At 30.9% G+C, this 23476-nt stretch carries 23 protein-coding genes and 1 other annotated feature; of the genes, 20 read left to right on the top strand and 3 right to left on the bottom strand.

All coding sequences use genetic code 11. The features are described from left to right. From CLCHR_RS13765 to CLCHR_RS13805, 9 genes are all read left to right on the top strand, one after another. Positions 1–1221 carry an MFS transporter gene (locus CLCHR_RS13765; protein WP_079440409.1) on the top strand — a complete coding sequence of 407 codons (1221 nt, stop codon included), beginning with the start codon at positions 1–3 and terminating at the stop codon, positions 1219–1221. Positions 1222–1474: 253 nt separating this feature from the next. After that, a complete protein-coding gene (locus CLCHR_RS13770) occupies positions 1475–2191 on the top strand; it encodes a transaldolase (protein WP_079440410.1) in 717 nt (238 codons plus the stop codon). A gap of 22 nt (positions 2192–2213) precedes the next feature. Next, entirely contained in the window at positions 2214–2666 is a 453-nt protein-coding gene (locus CLCHR_RS13775; RefSeq protein ID WP_079440411.1) for a PTS sugar transporter subunit IIA, read from the top strand. A 46-nt stretch (positions 2667–2712) separates the two neighbouring features. Next, positions 2713–2997, top strand: coding sequence for a PTS sugar transporter subunit IIB (locus CLCHR_RS13780; RefSeq protein WP_079440412.1), 285 nt, complete (start codon positions 2713–2715; stop codon positions 2995–2997). A 12-nt stretch (positions 2998–3009) separates the two neighbouring features. Continuing rightward, the gene (locus CLCHR_RS13785; RefSeq protein ID WP_079440413.1) at positions 3010–4368 is read left to right on the top strand and encodes a PTS ascorbate transporter subunit IIC; all 1359 of its coding nucleotides are present in this window, start codon (positions 3010–3012) and stop codon (positions 4366–4368) included. A 180-nt stretch (positions 4369–4548) separates the two neighbouring features. After that, positions 4549–6675: a BglG family transcription antiterminator gene (locus tag CLCHR_RS13790; RefSeq protein ID WP_079440414.1), complete on the top strand. Its 2127-nt coding sequence runs from the start codon at positions 4549–4551 to the stop codon at positions 6673–6675. A 233-nt stretch (positions 6676–6908) separates the two neighbouring features. Next, the gene (locus CLCHR_RS13795; RefSeq protein ID WP_079440415.1) at positions 6909–7535 is read left to right on the top strand and encodes a DUF1062 domain-containing protein; all 627 of its coding nucleotides are present in this window, start codon (positions 6909–6911) and stop codon (positions 7533–7535) included. A 118-nt stretch (positions 7536–7653) separates the two neighbouring features. Beyond that, complete coding sequence (locus CLCHR_RS13800) at positions 7654–8415, top strand: GNAT family N-acetyltransferase (RefSeq protein WP_079440416.1); 762 nt, start codon at positions 7654–7656, stop codon at positions 8413–8415. Between the two features lie 326 nt (positions 8416–8741). After that, the gene (locus CLCHR_RS13805; RefSeq protein ID WP_079440417.1) at positions 8742–9014 is read left to right on the top strand and encodes a CD3324 family protein; all 273 of its coding nucleotides are present in this window, start codon (positions 8742–8744) and stop codon (positions 9012–9014) included. Between the two features lie 76 nt (positions 9015–9090). Here the strand turns inward: CLCHR_RS13805 and CLCHR_RS13810 are convergent, their stop codons facing one another. Further along, positions 9091–9714: a class I SAM-dependent methyltransferase gene (locus tag CLCHR_RS13810; protein ID WP_079440418.1), complete on the bottom strand. Its 624-nt coding sequence runs from the start codon at positions 9712–9714 to the stop codon at positions 9091–9093. A 554-nt stretch (positions 9715–10268) separates the two neighbouring features. Between CLCHR_RS13810 and CLCHR_RS13815 the strand changes: the two genes are divergently transcribed. The 6 genes from CLCHR_RS13815 (at position 10269) to trxB (ending at position 16897) form a co-directional block, all read left to right on the top strand. Further along, the gene (locus CLCHR_RS13815; RefSeq protein WP_079440419.1) at positions 10269–11078 is read left to right on the top strand and encodes an ABC transporter permease; all 810 of its coding nucleotides are present in this window, start codon (positions 10269–10271) and stop codon (positions 11076–11078) included. Positions 11079–11162: 84 nt separating this feature from the next. Then, a complete protein-coding gene (locus CLCHR_RS13820) occupies positions 11163–12206 on the top strand; it encodes a taurine ABC transporter substrate-binding protein (RefSeq protein ID WP_079440420.1) in 1044 nt (347 codons plus the stop codon). 15 nt (positions 12207–12221) lie between these two features. Next, positions 12222–13040, top strand: coding sequence for an ABC transporter ATP-binding protein (locus tag CLCHR_RS13825; protein WP_079440421.1), 819 nt, complete (start codon positions 12222–12224; stop codon positions 13038–13040). Positions 13041–13055: 15 nt separating this feature from the next. After that, a complete protein-coding gene (locus CLCHR_RS13830; protein WP_079440422.1) occupies positions 13056–15104 on the top strand; it encodes an alkaline phosphatase family protein in 2049 nt (682 codons plus the stop codon). Positions 15105–15324: 220 nt separating this feature from the next. Continuing rightward, on the top strand, positions 15325–15651 hold the full coding sequence (locus CLCHR_RS13835) for a thioredoxin family protein (RefSeq protein WP_079440423.1): 327 nt from the start codon (positions 15325–15327) through the stop codon (positions 15649–15651). Positions 15652–15673: 22 nt separating this feature from the next. Further along, positions 15674–16897: a thioredoxin-disulfide reductase gene (gene trxB / locus CLCHR_RS13840; protein WP_079440424.1), complete on the top strand. Its 1224-nt coding sequence runs from the start codon at positions 15674–15676 to the stop codon at positions 16895–16897. Between the two features lie 186 nt (positions 16898–17083). Here trxB and CLCHR_RS13845 read toward each other — a convergent pair whose 3' ends face one another. Further along, positions 17084–18463, bottom strand: coding sequence for a TrpB-like pyridoxal phosphate-dependent enzyme (locus CLCHR_RS13845; RefSeq protein ID WP_079440425.1), 1380 nt, complete (start codon positions 18461–18463; stop codon positions 17084–17086). 444 nt (positions 18464–18907) lie between these two features. Further along, positions 18908–19166: a binding site (T-box leader), on the bottom strand. 326 nt (positions 19167–19492) lie between these two features. Here CLCHR_RS13845 and CLCHR_RS13850 point away from each other — a divergent pair. From CLCHR_RS13850 to CLCHR_RS13870, 5 genes are all read left to right on the top strand, one after another. Then, positions 19493–19942, top strand: a complete 450-nt coding sequence (locus CLCHR_RS13850; RefSeq protein ID WP_079440426.1) for a gamma-glutamylcyclotransferase family protein — start codon at positions 19493–19495, stop codon at positions 19940–19942. 118 nt (positions 19943–20060) lie between these two features. After that, a complete protein-coding gene (locus CLCHR_RS13855) occupies positions 20061–20510 on the top strand; it encodes a PIN domain-containing protein (protein WP_079440427.1) in 450 nt (149 codons plus the stop codon). Between the two features lie 48 nt (positions 20511–20558). Further along, positions 20559–20840: a GNAT family N-acetyltransferase gene (locus tag CLCHR_RS13860; protein ID WP_079440428.1), complete on the top strand. Its 282-nt coding sequence runs from the start codon at positions 20559–20561 to the stop codon at positions 20838–20840. A gap of 224 nt (positions 20841–21064) precedes the next feature. Continuing rightward, the gene (locus tag CLCHR_RS13865; RefSeq protein WP_079440429.1) at positions 21065–21505 is read left to right on the top strand and encodes a MarR family winged helix-turn-helix transcriptional regulator; all 441 of its coding nucleotides are present in this window, start codon (positions 21065–21067) and stop codon (positions 21503–21505) included. Positions 21506–21562: 57 nt separating this feature from the next. After that, on the top strand, positions 21563–23008 hold the full coding sequence (locus CLCHR_RS13870; protein WP_079440430.1) for an MFS transporter: 1446 nt from the start codon (positions 21563–21565) through the stop codon (positions 23006–23008). Between the two features lie 94 nt (positions 23009–23102). Here CLCHR_RS13870 and CLCHR_RS24805 read toward each other — a convergent pair whose 3' ends face one another. Further along, the gene (locus CLCHR_RS24805; protein ID WP_169896798.1) at positions 23103–23252 is read right to left on the bottom strand and encodes a hypothetical protein; all 150 of its coding nucleotides are present in this window, start codon (positions 23250–23252) and stop codon (positions 23103–23105) included. Positions 23253–23476 lie beyond the last annotated feature (224 nt).

Consider the following 23476-nt stretch of genomic DNA (forward strand, 5'->3'; position numbering starts at 1 on the left):
ATGAAAAATAAAAACTTTATTATAATAGTCACTGGTCAGATAATATCTTTATTTGGAAATGCAATTCAAAGATTTTGCATGTCTTTATATATTTTAAATTTAACAGGAAGCGCGGCAGTTTTTGGAAGTATATTAGCAATATCAACTATTCCATATGTATTATTCGCACCTATTGCAGGACTTCTCGCAGATACAGTAAACAGGAAAAGAATAATGATTTATCTAGATTTTGTAAGCAGCATGCTAATGGCTATCTATTCAATAATACTAGTAACTGGAAGAGATAACACTATAATAGTGGCTAGTGTTATGTTTATTTTATCAGCTATTTATACTTTATATAGTCCAGCTGTTACAGCCTCCATTCCACAAATTGTTGAAAGGGAAAAACTTGCTTCTGCTAATGGAATAGTTCAGCAAGTTGGATATATAGTTAACTTAGCGGGACCTATAATAGCGGGAATACTATATAGTTTTGTTGGAATGAAAATCGTAGTAGTATTAAATGCAGTTAGCTTTTTAATATGCGCTATTTTAGAGTTATTTTTAGAGATCCCGGATCTAGAAGTAAAAGAAAAGTTAGACAATTCTCTACTAAAGTCAGTTAAAGAAATGAAAAAAAGCTTTTTATATTTGAAAGAAAAAAAGAAAATTGTCTTAGGAATTATACTTTCTTACGCACTAAATAATATATTTATAGTACCAATTTTAAGTGTTGTGACGCCTTATTTCATTAATATAAAAATGAACATGCCTTCAAGTATATATGGTTTTATAGAAGCAATATTTGTTTTAGGTATGATAATAGGAGGATTTTTAGTAACCTTTAAACCTAAATTGTTTAGCATGAAAAAAATGCATAAAACTATGTATCCTATGGTAATAGCAATACTTATTATGGGTATAGCTACATATTTAAATATGGAGAATAAATTTATTGCTTTAGGACTTTATGCTCTTGGAGGTCTTGGAATAATGTTCTCTTTAGCCTTATCTAATATTATATCTTTAACTTATATTCAAGAAGAGGTAAGAGAAGATATGTTAGGGAAGGTTAGCGCTTTTTCAACAGCAATTGCTACTATAAGTATAACGCCTGGGCAGTTAATTTATGGGCAACTTATAGATTATAATTTTAGTCTTTTTAATATATTGATATTAACTACTATTTTTAGCTTAGGCGTAGTTACCTTTGTAAAATGGAATGTTAGGAGAATTTAAAAATAACTAGAGTAATGAACGTAAATATTCAAAATAAAATGGCGGGCAGATTGATTTCTGTTAGCCATTTTATTTATATTTAGAATATAACTTGTCTAAAAGGGGAGCATAACTAAATTTATAGAGATTTACTTAATAATGATAATCACAAAATTGCCACAATTAAATTGAAACAGATTGGGCTTTATAGTTAAATGTTGGAATTATATAATTAGTATGAAGAAAAGATTAAGAGGTTTGATGGAGGGATGAGATGAATCATGAAGATCTGAAAATTAAAATATTTGCTGATGGAGCAAATATAAATGAAATGCTAGCAGCTTATAAAGGGGGAATAGTTAAAGGATTTACAACAAATCCATCACTAATGAAAAAAGCAGGAATTAGTGATTATAAAGAATTTGCAAAGAATGTGCTCAAAGAAATTAAAGATTTGCCAGTATCTTTTGAAGTTTTTTCGGATGAATTTGAAAATATGGAAAAAGAAGCTGATATCTTATCTGCACTTGCTGAAAACGTTTATGTAAAAATACCAATTATGAATACTAAAGGGGAATCATCGATTCCGTTGATTAAAAAGCTATCAGAAAAGGGATATCATCTTAATGTTACCGCAATATTTACTATTAATCAGGTTAAGTCGGTAGTGGATGCATTAAATCCTGAAGTCAAGAATATAGTATCAGTATTTGCAGGAAGAATAGCTGATACTGGAACTAATCCAAAGAAAATAATGATGGTAAGTAGTAAGATATGTAAGACAAATAAAGGTGTAGAGCTGCTATGGGCAAGTTGCAGGGAGTTATATAGCATTGTTGAAGCAGATGAATGTGGCTGTGAAATAATTACAGTAACTAATGATGTTTTAAAGAAACTTTTTAATATGGGAAAAGATTTAAATGAATACTCATTGGAAACAGTAAGAGATTTTTATAAAGATGCATCAAGTTTAGGTTTTTCTATTTTGTAACATTAAGGAAGGTGGCAAGGCTATGATTGAAGAGTTGTTTAATGAAGAAACAGTTGAGGTAAATGTTGAAGTAAGGGATTGGGAAGAAGCAATAAGATTTTGTGGAAGTTTATTTGTTAAAAATGGAAATACAGATGCAAGATATACAGATGCAATGATTAATACAGTAAAAAATATGGGACAGTACATTGTTATTGAAAAGGGAATAGCTATGCCACATGCTAGGCCTGAAGATGGTGTTAAGAAAATAGGTATGGGACTTGTAAAACTTAATAAGCCTATAAAATTCGGAAATGATGAGTATGATCCTGTAGATATATTAATTTTTATATGTGCAGTTGATAAAACTTCACATTTAAAAGCATTGGCTGAATTAATGACACTTATTGAGGATGATGAATTTTTAAGTGTTGTTAGGGAATTGTCTGTTAAGGTAAAAGACATTCTTAACTATATTAAATCAAAGGAATTTTGATTTAATGTGAAAAAATTATAAATTACTTTAAAAGGAGGGCGTGTTTATGGAGATAATAACAGTTTGTGGTAACGGAATTGGAAGCAGCTTAATGCTAGCAATGAAGATTGAAGAAATATGTAGAGAAAATAATATCAAAGCTAATGTTGAATCAACTGATTTTAATTCAGCACAAGGGAAAAAGGCAGATCTCATAATTACTGTTAAGGAACTTGCTCAGCAGTTTGAAAATAGAGAAGTTGCTGTAGTAAGAAGTTATATAAATAAAAAGAAAATAACAGAAGATGTTTTAGAAATTATTAAGAAGAAGTATATGGAATTAAATAAATAAGGAGGTAAATTTATGTCAATTCTTGAGTTCTTTAGAGATGTATTAAAACAACCGGCTTTACTAATGGGGATTATGTCTTTTGTTGGCCTTATTGCACTAAAGAAGCCTGGTCATAAAATAATGACAGGAACCCTTAAACCTATACTTGGATATTTAATGCTAGGAGCTGGAGCGGATTTTATCGTATCCAATTTAGATCCACTTGGCAAAATGATACAAGAAGGTTTTCATATAACTGGTGTTGTTCCAAATAATGAAGCAATTGTTTCAGTAGCTCAAAAGGTACTTGGTGTTGAAACCATGTCAATATTAGTAGCAGGACTTATAATTAATTTAATAATAGCAAGATTTACTAAATACAAATATGTATTTTTAACTGGGCATCATAGTTTCTTTATGGCATGTCTTTTATCAGCAGTTCTCGGTACTACTGGAATGAAAGGAACAGAGTTAATATTATTCGGTGGATTCTTACTTGGAGCATGGAGTGCAATATCTCCAGCTATTGGACAAAGATTTACTAGAAAAGTAACTGATGGTGATGATATTGCTATGGGGCACTTTGGCAGCTTAGCATACTATATTTCAGCATGGGTTGGATCTAAAGTAGGAAAGCCAGAGGAGAGCACAGAAAAGATTCAGGTAACAGAACAATGGGGATTTTTAAGAGATACAACTATTTCTACAGCATTAACAATGATGTTATTTTATCTTATTGCAGCAATAGCTGCAGGTCCAACTTTTGTGGCAACATTGTCAGATGGCACTTCACCTATACTATTTGCACTAATGGCTGGACTTAAATTCGCAGTTGGAGTAACAATTGTTTATAGCGGTGTTAGAATGATCCTTGGAGATCTTATTCCAGCATTCCAAGGTATTGCAACAAAAATTATACCAGACGCGGTACCAGCAGTTGACTGTGCAGTATTTTTCACATATGCACCTACAGCTGTAGTTATAGGTTTTGTTGCATCATTTGTTGGTGGTGTTATAGGAATGATTCTTTTAGGATTAGCCGGTGGAGTATTAATTATTCCAGGTCTTGTACCTCACTTTTTCTGTGGAGCAACAGCAGGAATATTTGGTAATGCAACTGGTGGTCGTAAAGGTGCAGTAATAGGATCCTTTGTAAACGGACTCTTAATAACTTTTGCACCAGCATTACTCTTACCAGTGCTTGGTTCTTTAGGATTCCAAAATACAACCTTTGGTGATTTTGATTTTGGAGTTTTAGGTATAGTAATAGGTAAAGCGTCAGAACTAATTGGCAAATTTGGTATAATCGGAATTGTTATTGTATTGTTAATCGTACTTATAGTACCTAACTTTATGAAAACTAAATCAAAAGCTATTAATAATTTAGATTAAAAGTTTTAAGCTTTTATGGGAATATATTATTGATAACATAATATTTTTTAACACTAATATAATAGTAAAATAGTAAATGAGGTGAAAGCAAATTAAACTTTCAACTCATTTACTGGTTAAGGAATATCAAAGTTGGCCTGAAAAATATTTGGTTGATCTTATTTGAAGCAGGTGTATTATATGCTAAATAGTAGATGTTCAGATATACTAAAACTCATAGTAAATAGTAGTGCTCCCATAACTATAAAAGATATTGCAATAAAATATAATATAAGTTCTAGAACTATAAGATACGATTTGGATAGAATAGATGAATATTTAAAGGAAATTAATTTAAAACAGTTAAATAGGAAACCCAATGAGGGTATATCAGTAGAACTTGAGGAAGAAGAGATTAATAAGTTATTAAGTTTAATGGGAGAAATGAATAGCTATGATTATATCATGTCCCAAAATGAAAGGATAATTTATATAATCTATAAACTGCTTGAGAAAAATAGTTATGTAACAGCTAACAGTCTTGCAGAAGATATGTTTGTTAGCAGAGGAACTATTAATAGTGATCTTAAAGAAGTAAAAAAAATATTAAAAAATAATGAAATAGAACTTGAAAGCGCAAAGAGCAAAGGTATAAAAGCCATCGGAGAGGAAAGAAGAATTAGAAAAGTAGCTTCAAGTCTTATGTTTGATAATACAGATGTAGCAGAACTAATAGGTATCAACTTCAAAAAGCTGTTTAGTGATATGGATTTAGAGTATATAAGTAATGTAATAAAAATTGCTGAGGAGCAATTGGAAAATAGACTATCTGATTATTCTTTTAATAACTTATTAATTCATATTGCAATTGCTATAAAAAGAATTGAGCTTGATAAAGATATTGTGATGGACGAGTGTGAACTTGATAGTTTGGTTAAAATGCCGGAGTTTGCTATAGCATCCGCAATGGCAAAAATGTTGGAGGATAGATATTATATTAAGATCCCTAAGAGTGAAATAGGTTATATAACGATACATCTTCTTGGAAGTAACGTAATGTTAAAAGAAGAAAAAAATGATGATTTAATATATATACAATTAATTGCAGCGACATTATTAAGTGAAGTTGAGAAAAGGACAAAATGTGATTTTAATTTAGACAAACAACTTGTAGATGGATTGGTTCAACATATAAGACCAATGATTTATAGGTTAAAACATGGAATAAGCATAAATAACCCGTTGCTCGATGAGATTATAAGTAAATATAATGAGATCTTTACTTATGTAGAAGAAAGTTTTATATTTTTGAAAAAGGACTTGAATGTAGAAATAAGTAGAGAAGAAATTGGATATATAACATTGCACTTTATGGCATCATTAGAAAGAATAAAAAATTATAATAAAGCAAAACCAAGAGTGCTAGTAGTTTGTGCTACAGGAGTTGGGACATCAAAGTTTGTATCTATGAAGCTTAAATCAATATTCGACATAAATATAATAGATACAATCTCAAGTCATGAAGTTGCAAGGATAATTGAAAGGCAGGATATAGATTTAATAATAACGACAATTCCAATAAAAGTAAAAGGAATAAAGTGTATTTTAGTAAGTCCGTTTTTAACAGAAAAAAACATAAGTGAATTAAGTCTGTTTTTTTCAAGGTATTCAAAGCTAACAAGTGATTATAATGATAAAAAAGAATGTGCTTTAAGTTTTGGGGAAACTGATGAACTTTATAATATAAACCTTGAAGCAAAAAGAAATGTAATTGAAAGTATATTAAAAATAGTTGATAAAAATTGTACTATAAATGATTATTATAAGCTAGAGAAGGAAATAGCTTCATATTTAACTACATGTAATAAAAATGTCAGGTCGACATTAAGTGATATATTAAATCACAACTTTATCAGATTGGATGAAGAAGTAAAGGACTGGAAAGAAGCAATAAGAAAAGGTGGGCAAATTCTTAAGAATAATGGATGTATAAATGATGAATATATTAATGCCATGATAAATAATGTTGAAAAATTAGGGTCATATATAGTTATTTTACCAGGTATAGCAATGCCTCATGCCATGCCGGAGGATGGATCATATAAAATTGGTTTCAGCATTATGACCTTAAAGAATCCAATTAACTTTGGAAATATTGAAAATGACCCAGTCAAGTTAATAATAACTATGTCTGTAACAGATAAGAAAAGCCATATGAATATATTAAAGGAACTGATGAAAATAATAGAACAAGATGATTTCGTGGACAAGGTAGATGCGGCAAAAAGTTCAGAAGAAATTTTAAAAATATTTGATTGTCATTTATGATAATTATTTTTCATAAAACCTCATTTTTATTTATGAAATAAGAATGAGGTTTTATGTAATATGCAATGTTGATAAAATAAAAATAGATAAACAGCTTTTTATCTATTTCTAAGATTGGAGGTAATATTTATGACAAGAGATTTTTTAAATGCATAGCAGAGGCTATTGCATTATTATAAAATATAATGAAATAGCCTTTGCAAATCCTAAAAATAAGACTTGGGAGGAGCAAAATGAGCTATTTAAAAAAATACCAATGGGAAATAATGCCTGAAAACTTACCTATAGTTAGAAGGAATTGTCCCAAATGTAATCAAAAAACAAACTATATAAACACTGAGAAGTTTAGAGTAAATGCAAATAAAAGTTGCATCGATATTTGGCTTATTCATCAGTGTGGAAAATGCAAATCAACTTGGAATATGACAATATATGAAAGAATAAGACCTTGTGATATTGATAAAGATGAATATGAAAAATTTCTTTGTAATGATAAGGAATTAGCAAGGCAATATGCTTTTGATTCAAATATGTATAATAAAAATAAAGCAGAGGTTATTTTTGAAGGTGTTGATTATACGATAATTCAAAAGGAATTAGAAGCTTATTATATTAATAAAAATGAAATTGTTATTGAAATTATTTGTAATTATCAATTGGAATTGAGAGTAGATACACTATTAAGTAATAAACTCGGAATTTCACGAAATAAAATAAAAAAATTATATGAACAAGGAATTATTTTTATTAAGGATGATAAAAATTCATTAAACAAAAAAGTAAAAGCTGGAATGGAAATACATGTATTAAGTATCTTGGAGAATATAGATGTTATAGAATCTATTGTACAAGTTATTTAATTAATATTGCAGGTATAGTATTTTCTATGCCTGTTTTCTTTTTATAAGACACATATTATTGATAGTTGTTTACTATATAAATCACACAGCTTAATAACATTAAGGGGAGAATTTGAATATGGTTGTATTTGAAAGATATAAATTTGATGAAATAAAAGAACGTATATGTAGATATTATCATGATAACGATATTTTAATAGATTCGTTTTTTGAAGATCATGTTATTGAATCTAATTTTTATAAAATAATATGCAGAAAAGAAATAATCGGATATTGTGCTATCTACAACAAAAGTTTGATAACTTTATTTAATATAGAAAGAAAGTACAGTTATCTAGCACAAGAAATATTTATGAAAGTAAAACAACTTGAAGAGGTATCAGAGGCTTTTGTCCCTACTGGGGATGAGTTTATGCTAAGTCTTTGTTTAGATAATTTTAGCAGAGTAGAAAAGCAAGCATACTTTACTAGAGATTTAGATATGAACGAAGATAATCAGACTAATATAAACTTAAGAATGGCAGTACATTCTGATAAAGAAATTATAGAAAAATATAGTGAGAACTTTTTTGAGAATATAGATAAATCTATTAGCAAAGAGTGTATTTATATAGCAGAAAAAGATAATGAATTAGTAGGTTTTGGAGTTATTGAAAAAGGCATAATAAGAGAAGATTTGCAGAGCATTGGTATGTTTGTCAGGGAAGAATTTAGAAGAATTGGAATTGGAACTAATATACTGAGAGAACTAAAAATAATTGTTAAATCTAAAAGGAAAAAAGCTATATCTGGATGTTGGTATTATAATCATAATTCCTTAAAGACACAATTTAAATCGGGAAATTATTGTGAGACCAGATTACTGCGAGTAAAATTTTAGTTGTAAATGAATAATTAAGCTTTTGCTTAGCAATAAAAGTTGAAGTTTATTAAAAATAAATGTAAGTTTAATTGAATAAGATTAATAATCATCGAAGAAAATTTATTACATTAAAGGAAAATATGGTAAGTTTTAATAGTATAATATATAATATAGATATATAAAATAATGATTATAAAAATAGAATATAGAATTAAGGAGGCTTGATTTTTTGAGTAGACCTGTTAGTTATGCATAGCAGAGGCTATTGCATAGGAGTAAATAATTAATTATGGAATAGCCTTTGCTCAAACCTAAAATAGTAATTATATTTAGGAGGAGCATATATGAGCTATGCAAGTGCTAGGGATATTTTCCCTGAAGATATCTTAGAAATAATTCAGCAATACATTGAGGGTGAATATATTTATATACCTAAGAAAGAAGAAAATAAAAAGCCTTGGGGAGAACTAACCAAAAGTAAATTGGAACTCCAAGCTAGAAATAAAAGAATATATGAAGGTTATTTATCCGGATTATCTACAACAAGTCTAGCGGAAAGATATTATTTATCGCCCAAAAGTATACAAAGAATTATTTATCAAAAAAAGAATGAATGAATGTTAATAAAAAGTGTGCTGGCTAATTTAAATTTAGTAGCACACTTTATTATTTTTTTCTAGATTCGCATAAAATTTAAGAATTCACTAAGTTGTTATCAAGCCTATATATTAAAAAAACTTGACGAGGATCTTTGTTGGATGAAATTGGTAATTTTATTTCATTCCAACGAACAAAAGTAGTATTATTTTCTAAAAAATATATATAGTCATTTGATGGATAATATAAAATAATATCTACAGTTCTTTCACATTTTTCAACTGATATTAGAATGTTTTTTATTACTTTTATAAATATTTGTATAGAAAAAGGATTGAAGAAGTAGAATTTATTATCAAATGGATTGATTTTATACTCTTCTGCAAAGCAATTTAAGAAATTAATATTATTTTTATTCTTTTTATGCATCTTTAAATAACTTTTTTGATTCTCTAAAGCTTCTTTATAGAAAAAAGAATTCATTTCTATACCTGTAACAGTGGCATCGAAAAAGTGGTTTATGTAAAAGTTTAGTCTTCCTTTCCCACATCCAAAATCTATAATGCCATCCTCAGATGTAAATTCGTACTTCTTAGATAATATTTCTAAAGCATAGTAATCAGTTGGTTCATATCTGTTGTAGTGCATCGATTCATTAAAGATTTTTTGTTCACCGGAGGTTTTTATATTCAATAACTTTTCAAAATGTTGTTCATTCATTTAAGCATCCCCCTAATATAAATTTTTAGATAAGTAAAATAATTGCTTTATAATTATAGCAAAATAGGAGCAATAATAAAATTAGTTTTATTAACGTATATATTGTAAAAAGACAGATAAAGAAACATTTAATCTCTAACTCCAATATTTAGTGTTTAATTTGCATTTAAACATCCAGGGTATACATGGTTATATAAATAAATATTTAAATGTGAAATTTTTCTATGAACTTATTGTAATGAACAATGAACGATGATAATATAAGAATGTTCAATATATGAACTGTGAAAAGCGTGTAATTAACGAACTTAAGAATCTGTTATTAAATATTAAAAAAAGAAAATTTACGTTCAAAAAGTTCTTAAATAACAAAATTCTTAGTTCTTCGATATGTTTTATTGTATTTTTATTATTGACAATGATTAGAGTATTTAGTAATATATATTTAAATTAAAACATAGTATATCGATAGGAATACTAAAAGGATAACAGGGGGGTATATATGATAATTATAAATAAATGTCTGAACAATTGTGGAGGTGAAATGAACTGATATGGATATTCAGAAATCAACTGTGAAAGTGGTAAGAAGAAAAAAAGGTGAAAGCTTTTATATTGGTGTTTCGTTTATTTCGGTCCTTGTGTTTTTTTCCTTGTGGCAAATTACTACGAATAAAGGATTGATAAATCAAGTATTTCTTCCTTCGCCTCAAAAAGTGTGGCAAGCTTTTACTGAATTAATTAATCATGGTTATAAAGGGGAAAGCCTATTAACCCATATTGCTGTAAGCATGGAGCGACTGTTTATTGCAATTTCAGTGGCAGTAATAATTGGAGTTCCATTAGGACTTATTGCCGGTAGTTCAAGATTTGTAAGAGCGATTCTAGATCCATTTATTGAATTTTATCGTCCACTTCCACCTTTGGCTTATTATACTTTGATTGTACTTTGGTTTGGAATTGGGGATGAATCTAAAATTATTCTACTATTTTTAAATGCTTTTGCACCTTTACTTATTGGGGTTATATTTAGTGTTCAAAAAATACCAATAGATAGAATTAATGGAGCTAAATCATTGGGAGCTAAAGGAGTAAATCTTTTTATTAGTGTTATTTTTAGATCATGCTTACCTGATATACTAACAAGTCTTAGAACAGCGATTGGTGTTGCTTATGCGACTTTAGTTGCAGCAGAAATGGTTGCAGCGGTGTCAGGAATAGGTTGGATGGTATTAGATGCGAGTAAGTATCTTAGAAATGATATCGTATATGTAGGGGTTATAATTATGGGCGTTATCGCAATAATATTGGACTCATTTGTGAGATTTTTAATTAGAAAGGTTTCACCATGGATGGAAAAATAAATTTAAATAAGAGATATTATAACAATTGATAGTAAAATCATTACAAAAATAAGAATTCATATTTAATTAGAAGGAGTGTTATTTATGAAAATTAAAAAATACACGGCATTATTAACGGCTATTTTATCGGTGGGGATTTTAATTACAGGTTGTTCAGGAGCAAAAACTTCAAGTACTGCTACGTCTACGCAGCAAGCTACTGATTCAGCACAGCCAAAAGAGATACGTTTGGGATATTTTCAGTCTCCTAATGGAGAACTCCTTGCAAAAGGTGAAAAGTTACTCGAGAAAAAATTTCCGGGAGTTACAATTAAGTACGTTCAATTTGATGTAGGACGCGATGTAAATACAGCAATGGCCAGTGGGTCTATAGATATAGCAACAATCGGTACACCTCCAGGAACAAATGGAATTGTTAACGATCTACCTTATAAAATTTATTATTTACATGACATCATTGGTGCAAGTGAAGCACTTGTTGTGAAGAATACATCTGGAATTAATTCAATAGCAGATGTAAAAGGAAAGAAAATTGCTACTCCATTTGGTTCAACTTCACACTTTAGCTTGCTTTCTTCATTAAAGCAAAACAATATTTCAGAAAAAGATGTAACCATTTTAGATATGAATGCACAGGACATTATAGCAGCATGGAGCAGGGGCGAAATTGATGGAACTTACATATGGCAGCCAGCACAATCAAAACTGCTTTCGGACGGTGGAAAAGTGATACTTACATCTGAAGATGTTGCAAAAAAAGGAGCAGTTACAGGCGAATTTGGTATTGTAAGTAATGATTTTGCATCTAAATATCCGGAGGTAGTTAAAGCATATATTGACATTTTAGATGAAGCAACTAAATCATATAAAACACAATCAGATGATGTAGTTAAAACATTATCAGCAGAACTTGGACTTAGTGTAGATGAAACAAAACAAGCAATGAATCAAATATCAGTTCTTGATAAATCACAGCAGACACAATATATAGGAACAGCAGACAAGCAAGGTACATTACCACAAATTTTGAAAGATACAAGTGATTTCTTGTTAACTCAAAAAGCAGTTACTGCTTCACCAGACGTTGAGACCTTTAAGAAGGCAGTAAGAAACGATTTATATAAATAATAGAGGAGATATACTATGGAATCGTTAGTTGAAATAAATAGAGCAGAAGAGAGAAGTGCAGATTGTTCTGTTGAATTAAAAGATGTCAATTTAATATACAAAAATGGAAAACAATATTTGCATGTATTAAATGAGATTGAGCTTAAATTATTTAATGATGATTTTGTGTGTGTTCTTGGGCCATCTGGTTGTGGAAAAACTTCATTATTAAATGCTATTGCCGGATATAACACAGATATTTCAGGACAAGTACTTATAAATGGTGTACCACATACTAAGCCAAATCCAGATGTAGGGGTTGTTTTTCAACAACCCAATATCTTTCCATGGTTAAGTGTTGAAAAGAATATTGAATTTGGACTTAAGATGAAAGGGATTCCCAAAAAAGAACGAGTAGAAATCGTGAATCATTATGTTAATTTAGTAGGCCTCGAGAAAGCTAGAAAACTGCTTCCTCATCAATTGTCAGGTGGTATGAAACAACGTGCAGCAATTGCAAGAACATTAGCTGCAGATTCTAAAGTAGTTCTACTGGATGAACCTTTCAGTGCATTAGATGCATTAACAAGAGAATCTATGCAAAAGCATCTGAAGAAGATATGGAAAGAATCCAACAAATGTTTTTTCTTTATCACTCATGATGTTGAAGAAGCGATTCTTTTATCAACCAGGATTATTGTAATGAATGCTAATCCGGGAAGAATCGTTAGTGATTTTAGAAATCCACTTCAAAAATACGATGATAACAGTTTTAAAAAAATCAGAACTTCAGAAGAATTTGGTCAGCTTAGAGATTCATTAATTGAATTAATTCAAGGAACTGACTTAGAATAGGGGGAGAGGAATATTATGAAGAGAACAGCACTTACTCAAAAATTATTGGTCTTAGGTGTAGATGGAATGGATCCGAGAGTGAGTCAAAAATTCTTAAAAGAAGGAAAAATGCCAAATTTAAAAAAACTCATTGAACGTGGTTCTGCAAGAGAAGATTTAAGGCAAATCGGTGCAATTCCAACAATTACACCACCTTGTTGGACAACACTTGCTACAGGTGCTTACCCAGGAACACATGGAATTACTTGTTATTGGAGACAATCTCCTGAAAGCCTTGATGCAGTTGTTTATAATATGGATTCTCGTAACTGCAGCGCTGAACAGGTTTGGAATATTACTTCAGCAGCTGATTTAAAAACACTAGTATGGCATTGGCCGGGAAGTTCATGGCCTCCAACCTCTCACAGTGAAAACTTAAGTGTTGTAGATGGTACTCAGCCAGGTTCTGTTAATATGGGTATTGCACAGCTTGATTGGGAAAAAGTTATCGTTGCCTCTCCTGAAATTGAAGAGGTTCGTTATGCACCAAGAGTAGATAAACCAGCAGGTGTTGGGTGCATAATTACAGACCTAGAAGGTACTTTAGATGATGAAGTTGATGATGAAATGATGGAACTTTGGTGGGGGGATACAGCTCGTCAAGGCGGAGAAATTAGAACTTATGTTATGGATGATGATGATACAGAAGTTGTTATTGGAAGTAAGGTAGCTTATGATATAGTAAACTCTCCACTTAAAGAGGCAAAAGGGTGGAAAAATGCTCCGGAAGGAGCTAAAGATTTCACTATAATAACTTCTGGCGGGGTAATGAGACGTCCAGCCTTAATCCTTAAAAATGAAGCTGGAGAATATGACAGAGTAGCTATATATAAAAATAAGAAAGCAGATGAACCAATCGTTATTTTAGAGAAAGATAAGATGGTGACAGGTATTATTGATGATGTTACAAAAAAAGATGTAACTAAACCTGCATGCCGTTCTATGAAAATTTTAGAACTTGATCCACAAGGTACTAAAGTTAGACTTTGGATTAGTAATGCTCTTGATATATCAAATGATCAATTGTGGCATCAAAAATCCTTATATAAAGATATTGTTGAAAATGTTGGTCATGTTCCACCTGTCAGCTTAATTGGTGGAGAGGATGATGAATTGGTAAGGGAAATCTTTGAGCCATCTTGGGCAATTTACAATAAGTGGCAGGCGGATTCACTTAACTACTGTATAAATGAAAAGAAATATGATGTGATATTTTCACATCTTCATAATGTGGATTGTGCAGGGCATCAGTTATGGCATCTTGCTAAGACACTACAGCCATGGGATTACACAGATGAAAAGATTTATCAAGAATTTATTGAAAAGTTCTACATACAAACAGATGATTATATTGGTGAATTCCTGCATCTATTAGACGAAGGCTGGACTGTGTTACTTGTAAGTGATCATGGTCTCATAGTTGGAGAAAATGTACCTCCAATTTTAGGTGAGTATGGCGGTTTAAATACAAAAGTTATGGAAGAGCTTGGTTATACAGTCTTGAAGAAAGATAAAGATGGAAATTCTACAAGAGAAGTGGATTGGGAGAAAACAAGAGCAGTTCAGATTCGTAGTAATTATATTTATATTAATCTAAAAGGCCGTGACAAATATGGTATTGTAGATCCAAAAGATAAATATGATTTGGAAGAACAAATAATCTCTGATTTATATAATTATAGGGATGATAGAACTGGTAAACGGGTTGTTGGAATATGTCTTAGAAATAAAGATGCGGTCTTAATTGGTACTCATGGACCAGAATGTGGTGATCTCTTCTTTTCTATTGAAGAAAAATATAATAGACTCCATGGTGACAGCCTTTCAACTTCAGAAGGATATTTTGATACATCAGTTTCACCAATCTTTGTAGCAGCAGGGTCCGGTATTAAGTCAGGATTCACAACTGAACGTATTATAAGGCAAGTGGATGTGGCGCCCTCAGTTTCTGTATTACTAGGTTTACGCTTCCCAGAGCAGTGTGAAGGAGCTCCAATTTATCAGATCTTCTCAGAAGATATTTAATAAAGAATTATATGGGCAGCTATCGGAAAGTAGCACTTTGATAGCTGCTTTTAAAAAATAAAACAAAGTGTTACAGAGAGCTTAATAATTGTGTTTATAAGATTAACGATACTTATGATAAATTTTTATAAGAAGTATTCATTAAATATTCTTATGAGATTGCGTATTTTATTATGTTCTTAAGTTAAAGCAAAAAGATAATTATAAAGGAGTGAATAGTATGTCTTTACAGCATTTAAATTCTAATGAGTTTGATGAAATTATATATGATAATGCTGAGCCAAGCTTAGTGATTTTCTCTAGAGAAAGCTGCAGTGTATGTCAAGGTGTTGTGCCAATTTTAGAAGATTTACAGTCAAAATATGATGGTAAGTATAATTTTTATTATGTTGATGTTGAAGAACAAAAGAATCTATTTCAAAGATTCTCTTTAAAGGGTGTTCCACAAATTCTATTCTTTAATGGAGGGGAATATCAAGGGAAATTAGCTGGAAATGTTGGAGATGAAGAAATCGAAGAAAAGATTACAGAGGTATTTGAGGCATAATTAGAAAGGAGTGTGTAGGAACATGGGTGAAATAACCAATTTCTATGACTTAATCATCATAGGGGGTGGACCTGCAGGGCTTTCAGCAGCAATTTATGGAGGAAGGGCTAAACTTAAAACTTTGGTAATTAATAAAGGAATGGTTGGAGGTTTAGTAAATACAACAAGGGAAATAGTGAACTATCCGGGCTATGATCAAATCAGCGGCCCAGAACTTATGAAAAATTTTAAGAAACACGCAGAGAGCTTTGGTGTTGAGTTTTTAAGAGATGAAGTTGTAGATACTGATTTGTCTTTAAGAGAAAAACTTATTACTACCAAAAAAGGAAAACAATTCTCAGCTAAGGCTGTGATTGTAGCTTGTGGCAGTGAGCCTAGATTACTAAATATTCCTGGAGAAAAAAGACTCCAAGGCATGGGGGTGGCATACTGTGCAACTTGTGATGCTGAGTTTTTTGAAGGAGAACATGTTGTTGTTGTTGGAAGTGGTGACCAGGCTATTGAAGAAGGGATGTACATCACAAAATTTGCAAGTAAAGTGACTGTCATAGTTCTTCATGATGAAGGGATTCTTGATTGCAATAAAGTAAGCAGCGAAAAAGCTATTAAAAATGAAAAGATGGAGTTCATTTGGAACTCGACCATAGAGGAAGTTCTTGGTACAGAGAATGTTGAAGGTGTAAAAATTAAGAACTTAAAAACAGGAAATACAGAAGAGATTTGCTGCCAAGGTGTATTTTTCTTTGTAGGTATGATACCTTCTACTAGTTTTCTTAAAAATAGTAACCTTGAAATGGACTCAAGAGGGCATATTATTGCAAATGAGCTTATGGAGACAAGCTTAGAAGGAATTTATGCCGTTGGAGATAATAGAGTTAAATATTTAAGGCAAGTTGTTTCTGCAGCTGGTGACGGTGCAACTGCAGCAGTGGCGGCAGAGCGTTACATTGAAGAATTAAATAATTTTAATGAAAATCTTCTAAAAAGTGATAAAAGAGTATTGTTACTATTTGTAGATGCCTTAGTTAATGAGAGCTTAGAATTTAGAGCATTATTAGAAGAGGTAAACAGAGAACTAAATTGCAATTACAATATACTAGAAGTTGACATAGCTACAAAGAAAAATCTTGTAGAGATGTATGAGATAAAGGATGTGCCAGCTGTTGTTGTCCTAGAGAAAAGCAAAGAAATTAAACAATTTAGATATACATTAAATAAGGAACAATTAAAGGGTCTATTATGTTAGTCTAGATACTTATCTAATAGCAATGAATTCTACTTATTAAATTCGTAAACGGAAATTATTTATAAAAAGCTTTTTTTATTCACTCCTTTTTGAAGTTGAAGAAAGGCTCTTATAATAAAAAGATGGAACCTATAAAGAAACTAAAAACCACTCGATGAAGGCGAGTGGTTTTTAGTTTCTTTATCATTACTCTTGTATTCCAGGAATTTTAGGAAGACCTGAAAATCCTATCTCTAGGTCTTTATCTGTTGGTATATAATCTTTCATTGAGCTATTTAAGTAAGATTCATAAGCAGTCATATCAAAGTATCCTGTACCTGTTAATCCAAAAAGAATTGTTTTAGCTTCGCCTGTTTCTTTACATTTTAAAGCTTCATCAATTGCTCCTCTAATAGCATGTGATGATTCGGGTGCAGGAAGAATAGTCTCATGCTTTGCAAAGAAGACAGCAGCTTCAAATACTTTAGTTTGTTCAGCGGATATAGCTTCCATATAGTCATCATGATAAAGTTTTGAAAGAATAGGAGACATACCGTGATATCTAAGACCTCCTGCATGATTAGCTGATGGAATAAAGCCACTTCCAAGAGTGTACATCCTTGCGAGAGGAGTAATTTTACCAGTATCACAGAAGTCGTATGCATAGCGTCCTCGTGTTAATGAAGGACAAGAAGCAGGCTCCACAGCGATAATTCTAGGATTAGCTTTTCCTGTTAACTTATCTTGCATAAATGGGGCAATTAGTCCACCAAGGTTAGAACCACCTCCAGCGCAACCAATTACAATATCAGGATATTCATCAATCATCTCCATAGCAATTTTGGATTCTAAACCTATTATAGATTGGTGAAGAAGCACTTGATTTAATACAGAGCCAAGTACATATTTGCAGCCATCAGTAGTAACTGCTTTTTCTACAGCTTCTGAAATTGCGCAGCCAAGACTTCCAGTATTATTTGGATCCATTTCTAGGATTGCTTTTCCAGCGTTAGTTGTATTACTTGGACTAGGAATAATATTTCCGTCAAAAGTCCTAATAATCGATTTACGGAAAGGTTTTTGTTCATAAGAACATTTAACCATATAAACAGTCAGTGGAATACCATAATAAGAGCAAGCTTCAGCTAAAGCAGTACCCCATTGACCAGCTCCAGTTTCTGTAGTAAGGCTTGTCAAACCTTGTTTTTTAGCATAATAAGCTTGGGCAATTGCTGAATTTAGCTTGTGGCTGCCTGAAGTATTGTTTCCTTCAAATTTATAATAAATTTTAGCAGGTGTTCCAAGAGCTTTTTCTAAATTGTAGGCTCTAATTAATGGAGATGGGCGGAACATCTTATAAAATTCTTGTAATTCTTCAGGAATATCAATATAGCGTGTTGAATCATCTAATTCTTGTTTTGCGAGTTCTGTGCAGAATACAGGATATAAATCTTCAACTGTTACAGGTTTGAAGTTTTGCGGATTTAGCATTGGATCAGGAAGTTCTTTCATATCTGCACGTAGATTGTACCATTGTGTTGGCATTTGATCCTCAGTAAGATAAATTTTGTGTGGTATTTTCTTCATAATAATAACCCCTTTCATTTTTAAAGTGAAACTTTTTAGGTGGAGTAGTTATGCTCCAGCTGAATTTAGTTGAACTTATCCAGGAGCGTGCAGCCGTTGCCTGTCCTATGAAAAGGAAGAGCTACGGATGCTAGCTATCGGATAAAGTGAAACTTTTCAGGTAGAGTTATACTCCAGCTGAATTTAGCTGAACTTATCCAGGAGCGTGCAGCCGTTACCTGTCTTATGAAAAAAAGAGTTACGGATGCTAGCTATCGGATAAAGTGAAACTTTTCAGGTAGAGTTATACTCCAGCTGAATTTAGTTGAACTTATCCAGGAGCGTGCAGCCGTTACTTGCCTTATGAAAAGGAAGAGTTACGGATGCTAGCTATCGGATAAAGTGAAACTTTTCAGGAGGAGTTATACTTTAGTTGAATATAAAAAGACCTTTGTCCAGTATTTCTACTAGGACAAAAGTCTATAACTTCTGCGGTACCACCTAAATTGGCAAATATTAGCCCACTCACTTCATGTACAATTAATACATTTTCCTATAGTAACGAGTGGAAAACCCGTCAGGCATTACTAAGCTAATAGAATATAAGCTGTTCCTCCCGCCCTTATAAGTCCATTCGACATAGCCTGCATTGTTGTAATCTCACCCTCTACAACTCTCTTTAAATCCTATAACTAAGTCTACTACTCTTAATCAATGGTTTGTAATAATATTCAATTATTTCCATGAAATAATTATAAAGATTTCCGAAAATTTTGTCAATTATTTTTCTAGATTATTGAATATGTTCCAAAGATTCAATGAGTAAGTTTATCAATATTTTAATAAAATATAAAATATCATTATAAGCACCGTCTATGCTTAGCTAAGACAATATCAAAATAATATTAAGTTGACTAAAATAAAAGGTATGCTTACAATAATCTCATATTAACAAGACAATCAAAATAATAGGATACAGATAAAAATATATGAAACTATTGTTTTTGACTGGTAGTAGTAATACAACTAAAAAAATATAGGGGGCAAAGCATGTATAAATTTTATCTTTTTTCTTATGGTACACTAATGGATGTAAAAATACAAAAAATATTATTTGAACAAGAAATTGCAATGGTTGATGCACTATTGGAGGATTATAAATTATATGCAGATACAGATGGTTATTTTTATGTAAAAAAATATGTTGGTAATGTAATACACGGTAAGATTTTAGAATTAACGAAGGAGCAAATGTGGATTGCAGACCAGTGGGAGGACATTCCAATGTATCTCAGAAAAAAAGTTAGTATTAAGTTAAAAAATGGGGAAAACAGAAAAGCATTTATATATGAAAAAAATAATGTTCAATCAGAAATAGCCGTTAACTATGATAGTTTATCTAATTTGCCCATTGAAGAAGTCATCAAAGAAGCACAAAAAATAAAGGAAATAATAAGATTAAGAATTAAAGATAAATCATTTGTTTATGGAGATATATAAAGTTGGCTAAAAGTAACAGGTATAAAGGACACTTATTGTAGGGAAAGCAAGAATATATATAGTTCTGTGGAAGTATAATAAGTATAAAGTTACATTAATAGTTATAGGAGCAAAAATTATGAATGAATATTTGTTAGATACTAATGTAGTAATAGGACTTTGGAAGCGGTATTCTTGTGTAGTTGATAAGTTAATCCAAGATAAAAGGATTAAAATATTAAGGGAAGTTGCTGAAGAACTTGCTGTGAAAGAAAGAAAAAAATATAAAGGACAGGAAGTTTTATCAGAAAAATTTTGTAAATTACTTCTTTTTACTATAGAAATAGATAAAACAAATATAAAAGAGTTTTACGCTATGATAGATATAAAATATTCGAAAAAAGGAAATGCTTATTTTCATGATACAAACAAGTTATCAGAAAATGATTTATTGCTTTTATATACTTGTTATTTAAATGATAATCTTATATTGGTGACAGAAGATAAATATTTATTCAATGCTGCCGAAAATATATTAGGTAAAGATAGAATAATATCATTAAATACATTAATTATAAAGGAAAATTAAAGATATTTTTATGAAATCATCAAAATTATAAAAAAAGGAAGGTTTATTATGGAGATTAAAAAAGGCGTAAATAAATTTTATATTGGAGACACAGAAGAAAATCCTTTCGCCCTAGTAATACTATCTGATATTGAGCAGGATGTAATAAAAATTGAACATACTTATGTGTATGAACAATTAAAGGGTCAAGGCGCTGGTAAAGAGCTAATAAAGACAGTAGTAGATTTTGCAGTAGAAAAAAATAAAAAGCTTATACCAGTATGTAGCTTTGCTCAAAAAGAATTTGATAAAAACAAAGAGTATGAGCGTGTACTATATAGAGGTATCTAAAATTTTTCATACTAACATAAAGGGAGAGTACTCTAATGTAACATTGCACAAAAGAGTACCCTCCATTTCTAGTTATGGAGAATATAGTCACTTTAATTTTGGCAGATTAATAATAATGGTGCACTTAATATTAATTGTACTAATAAAAAATAAGGTTGACTGGTCAACAAGTTATTTATATAATACTGTTGACTAGTCAATTAAATTTCTCGGAGGAAAAAGTTATGGAAAAAGAGATAATGCATTTTTTAATGCTCAATAGTAAGATTTTTAGAAACTCACAAGGTTATTTAGATAAGGTTTTAAAAAAATATGAAATAAGTAGCGGTTCGATTTCGTACATATTTACTCTAGAAAAAAATGAAGGGATTAGCCAAAATAAGTTAAGTAAAGAAATAGGTAATGATAAGGCGATGTCCGCGAGAACAATTGTAAAACTTATAGATCTAGGCTTGGTATTTAAGAAACAAGATGAAAAAGATAGTAGAGCGTATAACTTATACCTAACAGCAAAAGCTAAAGAACTTATACCTAGAATTCGTGAAGAAATCCAAGCTGTAGTGAGTTTAATAACAGAAGATTTAACGGACGAGGAGAAGTGTATCACTACAAAGTCCTTAAAGAAGGTTTTAGATAGAACACAAAGATTGAAAAATGAAGAGTGATTTTAACTAAGAATAAGAAGAGAGTTAAAAGATAAAATATGATAAGGAGGAGTTTTAATGCAAAAACAAGTAGATATAGAGCAAGAAAAAGGTAGAAGCAGGTGGTCTATATTAATCATTGTTTTAATGTTTACATTTATGTCAGCCTTAGATGGCAGCATTGTAAATGTAGCGTTACCTAAAATGGCAACAGCTTTAAATGTAACAACATCCAAAATTCAATTGATTGCAACAAGCTATTTAATAGTTATTGCCGGAACTGTTTTAATTTTTGGAAGACTAGGAGATATGCTTGGAAAAAGTAAGATGTTTACGATTGGACTAGGGTTATTTACCTTTGGATCTTTATTATGTGGAGTAACAAGCTCGTTTCCGATATTAATTCTAGCAAGAATAGTACAAGCTATAGGTGCTGCTGGAACTATGGCTAATAATCAGGGGATTATTACAGAGACATTTCCTCCAAATGAAAGAGGAAAAGCCCTTGGTTTTTTAGGAACATCTGTTGCGCTTGGCTCTTTAGTGGGACCAGGTCTTGGAGGAATTATAGTAGGAGCAGCAAGCTGGGAATTTATCTTTTTAATTAATGTCCCTATTGGTATAATTGCCTTATATTATGCTTTGAAGCTATTGCCAAAAGGTCACGAAGCAGCAAAAGGGAAGTTGGATAGCGTAGGTGCTATATTATTTATATTTACTATAGTTCCTCTTTTTGGAGCTTTAGATGAAGGATTAAATCGTGGTTTTACAGACCCATTAATTTTATTAAGCTTCGTAGTAGCAATTATTTCATTTATTGTATTTGTATTAGTTGAAAAGAAAAAAGAAAACCCACTATTGCAACTACAGATATTCGGGAATAGATTATTTTCTTTAAGCATTTTTTGTGCATTTATAACATTTGTAGCGATATTCTGTAATAATATTATTCTTCCTTTCTATCTTCAGGATGTAATGAATTATACGCCACAACATGCGGGTCTGATACTTATGGTTTATCCTTTGATTTTAGCAGTGGCGGCTCCTGTTAGTGGAAATCTATCTGATAAGATTGGCTCAGAGGTATTAACTTTTATAGGATTAGTTATTATAAGTATAGGGTTAATCTTAATGTCTACACTAAATGTGAATTCAACAATACTAAACATGATGTTATTTATTGCAATCATGTCCGTAGGTATGGGGTTATTTCAATCACCTAATAATTCTTTGATAATGTCAACAGTACCAAAAGATAAACTTGGAATCGCTGGAAGTGTAAATGCACTAGTAAGAAACATAGGAATGGTATGTGGAATAGCTTTAGCAACAACTCTATTGTATAGCATGATGAGTTTCAAAATAGGATATCGTGTTACTGATTATGTTGTAGGAAGAAATGATGCTTTTATTTATGGTATGAGAATTGTATACATAACAGCAGCAGTTATAAGTTTAATTGGAGCATTTTTAACATTTATTAGATTAAGAGGGAAAAAGCAGGAGAGTAAAAAACATAAATAGAACAAAATAGCAAGCAGGTTATCCTGCTTGCTATTTTTTATAGTGCACACATAAAATTTTACAATTCAAACTGGTATCTATATGGATTTATATTTTACCATCTTAATGTATCTTCGTATATATCTTTATTAGTTGGTTTAGGAGTTACACGAACATATGCATATTCAGGAGCTTTATATCCTGGACCATATATTAAAAATTCTATAACTTTCTTAGCCAAAGTTCTGACGAATAATTTATTCATTTAACATCACTCCTTACTTGTGTGTTTATAGTAATTATACTAAAATTTTTAGAAAATTGCAACAATTATCAGTGGATAGCAATTATTACGTAGTATAAGTACTAAAGTTTACTAGTAACGTCTATTAGAAATACACAGATCAATGTAAGGGGGTGGGGATTATACATAGATTGAAAGAGATTTTTATGTCACTGTGTACCATTATTATCCTTAATATCCATAGT

This window comes from Clostridium chromiireducens, from assembly GCF_002029255.1.
GTDB lineage: Bacteria > Bacillota > Clostridia > Clostridiales > Clostridiaceae > Clostridium > Clostridium chromiireducens.

Bases quoted from the DNA above. Each gene is read 5' to 3' on its own strand.
- CLCHR_RS13850 (WP_079440426.1), top strand. From the start codon at position 19,493: ATGTATAAATTTTATCTTTTTTCTTATGGTACACTAATGGATGTAAAA.
- CLCHR_RS13825 (WP_079440421.1), top strand. From the start codon at position 12,222: ATGGAATCGTTAGTTGAAATAAATAGAGCAGAAGAGAGAAGTGCAGAT.
- CLCHR_RS13780 (WP_079440412.1), top strand. From the start codon at position 2,713: ATGGAGATAATAACAGTTTGTGGTAACGGAATTGGAAGCAGCTTAATG.
- CLCHR_RS13800 (WP_079440416.1), top strand. From the start codon at position 7,654: ATGGTTGTATTTGAAAGATATAAATTTGATGAAATAAAAGAACGTATA.
- CLCHR_RS13795 (WP_079440415.1), top strand. From the start codon at position 6,909: ATGAGCTATTTAAAAAAATACCAATGGGAAATAATGCCTGAAAACTTA.
- CLCHR_RS13775 (WP_079440411.1), top strand. From the start codon at position 2,214: ATGATTGAAGAGTTGTTTAATGAAGAAACAGTTGAGGTAAATGTTGAA.
- CLCHR_RS13830 (WP_079440422.1), top strand. From the start codon at position 13,056: ATGAAGAGAACAGCACTTACTCAAAAATTATTGGTCTTAGGTGTAGAT.
- CLCHR_RS13845 (WP_079440425.1), bottom strand. From the start codon at position 18,463: ATGAAGAAAATACCACACAAAATTTATCTTACTGAGGATCAAATGCCA.
- CLCHR_RS13765 (WP_079440409.1), top strand. From the start codon at position 1: ATGAAAAATAAAAACTTTATTATAATAGTCACTGGTCAGATAATATCT.
- CLCHR_RS13870 (WP_079440430.1), top strand. From the start codon at position 21,563: ATGCAAAAACAAGTAGATATAGAGCAAGAAAAAGGTAGAAGCAGGTGG.
- CLCHR_RS13810 (WP_079440418.1), bottom strand. From the start codon at position 9,714: ATGAATGAACAACATTTTGAAAAGTTATTGAATATAAAAACCTCCGGT.
- CLCHR_RS13770 (WP_079440410.1), top strand. From the start codon at position 1,475: ATGAATCATGAAGATCTGAAAATTAAAATATTTGCTGATGGAGCAAAT.
- CLCHR_RS24805 (WP_169896798.1), bottom strand. From the start codon at position 23,252: ATGAATAAATTATTCGTCAGAACTTTGGCTAAGAAAGTTATAGAATTT.
- CLCHR_RS13860 (WP_079440428.1), top strand. From the start codon at position 20,559: ATGGAGATTAAAAAAGGCGTAAATAAATTTTATATTGGAGACACAGAA.
- CLCHR_RS13815 (WP_079440419.1), top strand. From the start codon at position 10,269: ATGGATATTCAGAAATCAACTGTGAAAGTGGTAAGAAGAAAAAAAGGT.
- trxB (WP_079440424.1), top strand. From the start codon at position 15,674: ATGGGTGAAATAACCAATTTCTATGACTTAATCATCATAGGGGGTGGA.
- CLCHR_RS13785 (WP_079440413.1), top strand. From the start codon at position 3,010: ATGTCAATTCTTGAGTTCTTTAGAGATGTATTAAAACAACCGGCTTTA.
- CLCHR_RS13855 (WP_079440427.1), top strand. From the start codon at position 20,061: ATGAATGAATATTTGTTAGATACTAATGTAGTAATAGGACTTTGGAAG.
- CLCHR_RS13790 (WP_079440414.1), top strand. From the start codon at position 4,549: ATGCTAAATAGTAGATGTTCAGATATACTAAAACTCATAGTAAATAGT.
- CLCHR_RS13820 (WP_079440420.1), top strand. From the start codon at position 11,163: ATGAAAATTAAAAAATACACGGCATTATTAACGGCTATTTTATCGGTG.
- CLCHR_RS13865 (WP_079440429.1), top strand. From the start codon at position 21,065: ATGGAAAAAGAGATAATGCATTTTTTAATGCTCAATAGTAAGATTTTT.
- CLCHR_RS13835 (WP_079440423.1), top strand. From the start codon at position 15,325: ATGTCTTTACAGCATTTAAATTCTAATGAGTTTGATGAAATTATATAT.
- CLCHR_RS13805 (WP_079440417.1), top strand. From the start codon at position 8,742: ATGAGCTATGCAAGTGCTAGGGATATTTTCCCTGAAGATATCTTAGAA.